Raw genomic sequence first — 5,959 nt, 5'->3', positions numbered from 1 at the left:
GGGAACGGTATTTGAAGTGGCTGAGGGTTAGCTCAATCCAACGGTAACATTCGTCCTTGGAGTCCCAGCCGGGCTCCAGACAGTCTGCTTGTGAAAGGAGGCTTCTTACATCCTCCAGGGTTTTGATGAAATGGGTGTTCATGATGATTTTCATATCCTCATCATGAACGACAGTGCTGAAGTCGGCTCATTTCATGTTAGAAACCAGCCCCTTCTTCAGGCTCATTTCATATTGGAAGAGACTCTCACACGGCAGATTTCTTTCCGGTTGCTATGCTTAGGCATTTAGCCAATTGCCCTTTCTGCCATGAAAATACTGGTCAAATACCTTGTTCTGCCTCTGTTGATTCTGCTCAGTTTGAACATTCAAGCCAACGAAGCCGTCAACCTGATCAGAGAGTACGTTCTTATCACTTACGGCAAAGCTCTGAACATCACCAGCAGCCAGATTGAACAGCTCAGCTGGGCCATGGATAACCCCAACATCACACCTGAGATGTCGGCAGACCGATTGCCATCAGGTATTCACAGGGAAATTCCCCGAGCGCTTTCACGTCTGTACTCCCTGCAACTGCTTCGATCAGGCACTGAGGCTGATTACGACGCCTTTATATTGCCTCAGAAAGATCTGGACCTGGCGGCGTTAAGCCAAAAGCATTTCAACCAGCTTTCTGATTTGATTCGCGGGCTGGATGCAGAATCCTACGATACATTGGAGGCCGCAGCCCTGATCAGTGCCGTCACCCTGTCACCCACTGCCAGAGGGAGAGCTTCAATGGCTCTGGGCAAGAAGCTGCCTGAAGACAGCAGCCAGTTTCTGGCAGTCACCGCTGAAAAAGCCACCAGTATCTACCCTCTGGCCAAAGCCATTGCCAAAAAATATCACTCAGACGGTCGCAAGTTCACCATTGTATTTTTGCCTGGCAGCCACCTACGGCACATGATGTATAACGAAGGTTCCCTGAATATGTACACCACCCTGAAAGAGGGGTTTCGCAGTGGCCAGTTAAAGCGGGAAGACCTCAACCTCTGGTATGCCTACTGGATGGATAATATTGCCGGATTCAGGGGCCATGTCAGTGCCAAAGGCTCTCTGTACCTGACGGAGAATACTTTTCGGTCTATGAATCAGATCAAGATTGAACTGGATAAGCTTCAGGAAAACCCCGACTTTAACCCTATTCCTCCTTACCTGGTTGAACGAGCTCAATGGCTGAAGCTCCCGGAATACAAAGGGTTATCCTCAAAGGAAATTCAGGCACTGGGTGCCCTGGCAGCCATGATGAGGTTGTTTACTCCAGAAGAAGGCAGCCAGTTATTAAAAGCTTTCAGAAAGCTGTCTAATGAACAGCAGAAGCGCTGGGTCAGCCATGTGCAATCCCAGCTTCAAACCACCTCCTATGCGACCCCCACATACGCTCCCGCAGTATTTGCCAATGCTTTGATTATCAGCGACCTGGCCGAAACAGTAGAAAAGGTTCTGCCATTTTATCTGAACGCTCTGGAAACCGCTGAACAGGCCAGAAAAGCGGGTGAGTTGCCTGAAACCATGCCCTTGTCATTCCGGATTCTTGCCAATGACAAACAGGTTCGGGCACTGCTCAAAACAACCCGGCCCCGCATACAGATTGACCCCAAAAACGGTCTGGCCACTTTGAAACAGCCCTGAAGCAGACTCGTCTGCCAGCGAACTCCAGAGCAAAGGACTGCACAGGAGTCATTATGTTTCTACAAACTTTTGGCCCAAACCCGGCTGGAAGGGATTTTGCCATAGGCGACCTCCATGGCATGTATGACTTGTTGTTCAAAACTCTCGAGTCAGTGAACTTCGACTTTGAGGCAGACCGCTGCTTCAGTGTCGGAGACTTGATAGACCGAGGCCCAAAATCACCTGACTGCCTCTCCCTGATCCACGAGCCCTGGTTCCATCCGGTTTGTGGGAACCATGAAGACACTCTAAGAACCATTGCCCGAAACCCTGAATCCTCGGCCATTCTGGCGGACTGGGTACTGAACGGAGGCCAATGGCACCTCAAAGTTTCGACCGAAACAATGCTGGAGTTTGCCAACTGGGTAGACTCACTGCCCTACCTGATTCTGGTAGAACAACATGACGGTACCAGAGTAGCCCTTTGCCACGCAGAGTACCCTCTCCATCAATGGGCTCCGGAACGAATAGCCAAAGACCCTGAACTGACCCGGCTGTTGATGTGGTCCAGAACAAAAGTTCAAACCGGAAATACCGACCAGGTGACAGGTGTCGACCATATTATTTGTGGCCACACTATTGTTGATGAACCCCTGACTTTGGGGAATTCTCACTTTATTGATACCGGAGCCTTTGCATCCAACACCTTGACCCTGTTTCCCCTGTCTGACCTCAACAAAATTAATACCTGATCTCTTAACGCTCTGCTTTATACTGGAGTCTTTGTGGTACCGACAAAGCAGAGCCAGCCATGCAGCCCATAGCCGCCAAAAAACTGTCCGATATTGACTGGGAAAACTGGAAAGCCAAGGATCCCGCTACCCTGACGTTTGTCGTTAAAGACGACCATATTCTTTTGATTCGTAAAAAACGGGGACTGGGTGCTGGCAAGATCAACGGACCGGGTGGGCGGCTTGAAGAAGGTGAGACAACTCTTGAGTGTGCGGTTCGTGAAGTTCAGGAAGAACTGAAAATTACTCCCCTGAATATGGCCTTTCATGGTGAGTGTCTGTTCCAGTTTATCGATGGATACTCCATCCATGTTTACGCTTTTGCTGCATCAGACTATGACGGCATTCCGGAAGAAACCGACGAAGCCATTCCTCTGTGGTTCCATGTTGACGATATTCCCTATGACGAAATGTGGGAAGATGACCGTTGCTGGCTGCCTCTTTTACTGAAGAAAAAGAACTTCATGGGTCGATACCTGTTCGACAAAGATAAAATGCTGGATTACGAGATCGAACTGCTGACCTGACAGCACCATGCTATTACCTTCTGAGCTGTCTTTTCTCATAACCGCTGTTCCTGCGGTCATCATTACCGGTTTGGGAAAAGGAGGTATGGGCAATGCCCTGGGCATGATTGCCGTGCCATTAATGTCACTCTCCTTACCTCCGGTTCAGGCTGCAGCCATACTTCTACCGCTTCTGCTGGTGATGGATGGGTTTGCCATCTGGGGGTGGCGACAGCATATCGACTGGTCGATCATCAAAATCATTCTGTTGCCAGGTTTGTTCGGCACTCTCCTGGGGCTGATGGTTTTTGCCTCTCTCAGCGAGACGTCAATCAAAGGCATGATTGGCCTGATTTCCATTCTCTTTTGCCTGAATCAATGGTTGGGTCATTACTTCCGCTCAAGCCGCAAGCCTGGGAAAATAGCGGGTATTTTCTGGTCAACCATCAGTGGCTTTACCAGCTTTGGCATTCATTCAGGTGGACCACCTCTCAGTATTTATATGCTCCCGTTAAATCTGCAGAAAGAGTACCTGGCGGGTACCATGGCTATTTTTTTCGGCGCCCTGAATCTGGTAAAGCTCCCCGCCTATGCCAGTCTTGGCGAATTAACGACAGAGAACCTGTTATTTTCCGCCTTCTTGCTGCCTCTCTGCCCCTTGAGTGTCTGGATGGGTATGAAAATAGTTAAAACGGTCTCTACCGATCTCTTTTACAAAATTCTCTACATCAGCCTGTTCATCACGGGTATCAAGCTTCTGGCAGACTGTCTGTAAGCTTTTTCGAAAAAAATTCATTATTTTTTGGACATGCAGGGTTGGAAAATCAAAAAGCGCCCTTACCTATAAATACGACGATGGCTCATAGGAGGATCGTCAAAAATCACGACCTGTTCGAATGAAAGGTCACTTTAAAAACATATTGCTCATTAGAGGATATGATCATGCGTACTATCGATTTAGACTTCACTCCCCTGTACCGTTCTGCTATTGGCTTTGATCGTGTGGCTCACATGCTTGAGAGCATGACAGGCAGCCAGCAGGCAAAACAAAACAGCTACCCTCCCTACAATATCGAATTGCTGGACGACAACCAGTATCGAATTACCATGGCCATTGCCGGCTTTTCTGAAGAAGAGCTCGATATTGAAACCCGGGACAATGTGCTGTTGATCCAGAGTAAAAAAGACACTTCAGGCCCTGAGCGTCAATACCTCTACCAGGGCATTGCCGAGCGTAATTTTGAACGCCGTTTTCAATTAGCAGACTACGTTAAGGTAACAGGCGCCAGCATGGATAATGGCCTGCTGCATATCGAGCTGGAACGAGAGATTCCGGAAGCGATGAAGCCGAGAAAAATCAATATCAGCCAACAGAACAAGCTGTTAGACGCTGAAACTGCCTGAACTCTCACAAGCTAAGGATTTGCCTCGGAATAACGTCCGATTCAGTCGCGGATTCCGTTCACCCTGAGCTTGTCGAAGGGTCATGGTATTGGACTTCGACAGGCTCAGCCCGAACGGATTTTGTGAGGGTTTTGAGAAAGACGTTAATTTCTGTACAGTCCTAAGTTATCAGGGAGCACGGCTGAGAGGCCTGCTTCCTTTGTCGTATATCAGTCAGTCTTTCACAAACGTCTTGCTGTCGATCGCTTTCAGCAACGCTCTGGATCGCTCTTCATCTATCTGGGCGTGCAAACGATCAGCCCATGCCAGAGATTCAAGGGCTTCTGCTCTTGCCCTGTCCCACTTCTTCATGCGATGCAGAATCTTCGCCATCATATAGTGATAGAGCATCCGGGAGCGGGGTCTTTCAAGATGCACTTCCACCGACTGAATCACCGCCAATGCACTGATGTAGTCTCCTTTGAGGTAATCAACCCTCGCCAGCCTTAAACCGGAACGAACGATTTCGTATTGGTTGTTCATTTCATGATAAAGCTTGTGGGATTCAAGCATCGCAGATCTGGCACGGTCGAGATCGGGTTCATCAAGATCACTCAGAGCCCCTCCAAGGTTGTAAAGAATCTTGGCTTTTAGATAGGCATCATCAGGCTTATGCTTCTTAAGTTCTTCCAATCCCTTTTCCGCAAACAAAACTGCCTCTTTACGGCCCTGGGCTCTGGAAACCCCTGATAACAGGTACAGACTGGTGATGTATTCTTTCCAGTCCTGATGCTCCCTGGCATAGTTCCCGGCCTCTTCAGCCAGTTTGCGACAATTGTCATAATCGCCCAGATAGAAATAACTGGAAGAAACATTCAGGGCAATTCGCGCCCGGTCCAGAAAACGGGACTTCATGGCGGCCTCTTCCATCCCTCGAGTGCCGTAACGGATATGGCTCTGCCAACAGCCTTCCTGCTTCAGACGATGACCGTTTTCCAATAGCCAGTCCACCAGCTTTTCCGGCTTGTTTCGAGGAGGTTTCAGCTTCTGACAGATAGCAGGCTCTTCATTAGACTTTTGTTCCTGACTGAATGCAGGATCAATAAACAGCAGCAGCCACAGAAATACCAAGTGCTTGCTTACATGCTTTAAAAAACAGTGATCAAAATTCAGGAACAACAGTTGCGGCATCGATTAAAACTCCATCTCAACCCGATCATAACTCGTGGCAGAACTCAGATAACTGAACGTCGACTGGAAACGAAACGCCCCAAACCCTGGAGGGAAATTCCATATTCAGACTGACGTTTCATCGCTACAATGCAAGACCGACAGGAAATGGAGTACTAGTATAGGATAATCGCATTCAGCCTGGCTGATGCTAGGAGACAAAGGCTTGATCCGCCGCTACCTGACCATTGCCAGTGGCTACTCGAGAGCCCAGGTGACTCGACTGATCAACCAGTACATCAGTAAAGGCAGCGTGAAGCGTCGCCAGTGTACGACAAGAGGCTTTCAGACTCGCTACACCAAAGCCGATATACGACTGCTGGCTGAAACCGATCGGCTTCACAGTGACCTGAATGGCCCTGCCATAAAGAAAATCTGTGAGCGGGCTTATCAGCAAGGCG

The 5,959-nt window shown here is 48.9% G+C and carries 7 protein-coding genes; 6 read left to right on the top strand and 1 reads right to left on the bottom strand.

All coding sequences use genetic code 11. From position 1 onward, the window contains the following. The first annotated feature begins 307 nt into the window (after positions 1-307). From WG89_RS25915 to WG89_RS25895, 5 genes are all read left to right on the top strand, one after another. Positions 308-1,669 (top strand): DUF6829 domain-containing protein, encoded by a 1,362-nt coding sequence (locus WG89_RS25915; protein WP_062270563.1) that lies wholly within the window; start codon positions 308-310, stop codon positions 1,667-1,669. 53 nt (positions 1,670-1,722) lie between these two features. After that, positions 1,723-2,400 (top strand): metallophosphoesterase, encoded by a 678-nt coding sequence (locus tag WG89_RS25910; protein ID WP_062270562.1) that lies wholly within the window; start codon positions 1,723-1,725, stop codon positions 2,398-2,400. A 59-nt stretch (positions 2,401-2,459) separates the two neighbouring features. Next, positions 2,460-2,966, top strand: coding sequence for an 8-oxo-dGTP diphosphatase (locus WG89_RS25905; protein WP_062270561.1), 507 nt, complete (start codon positions 2,460-2,462; stop codon positions 2,964-2,966). A gap of 7 nt (positions 2,967-2,973) precedes the next feature. Next, positions 2,974-3,720, top strand: a complete 747-nt coding sequence (locus WG89_RS25900; protein WP_062270560.1) for a sulfite exporter TauE/SafE family protein — start codon at positions 2,974-2,976, stop codon at positions 3,718-3,720. 167 nt (positions 3,721-3,887) lie between these two features. After that, a complete protein-coding gene (locus WG89_RS25895; protein ID WP_062270564.1) occupies positions 3,888-4,349 on the top strand; it encodes an Hsp20 family protein in 462 nt (153 codons plus the stop codon). 213 nt (positions 4,350-4,562) lie between these two features. On the opposite strand, the gene WG89_RS25890 is transcribed toward WG89_RS25895, so the two are convergent. Next, entirely contained in the window at positions 4,563-5,519 is a 957-nt protein-coding gene (locus tag WG89_RS25890; protein ID WP_062270559.1) for a hypothetical protein, read from the bottom strand. Positions 5,520-5,706: 187 nt separating this feature from the next. Here WG89_RS25890 and WG89_RS25885 point away from each other — a divergent pair. After that, the coding region (locus tag WG89_RS25885; RefSeq protein WP_216638561.1) for a hypothetical protein at positions 5,707-5,959 on the top strand (253 nt) is incomplete at its 3' end.

Origin of the sequence: Endozoicomonas arenosclerae (genome assembly GCF_001562015.1) — a bacterium.
Lineage (GTDB): Bacteria > Pseudomonadota > Gammaproteobacteria > Pseudomonadales > Endozoicomonadaceae > Endozoicomonas_A > Endozoicomonas_A arenosclerae.
This window is presented reverse-complemented; position numbering and strand designations above follow the sequence as displayed.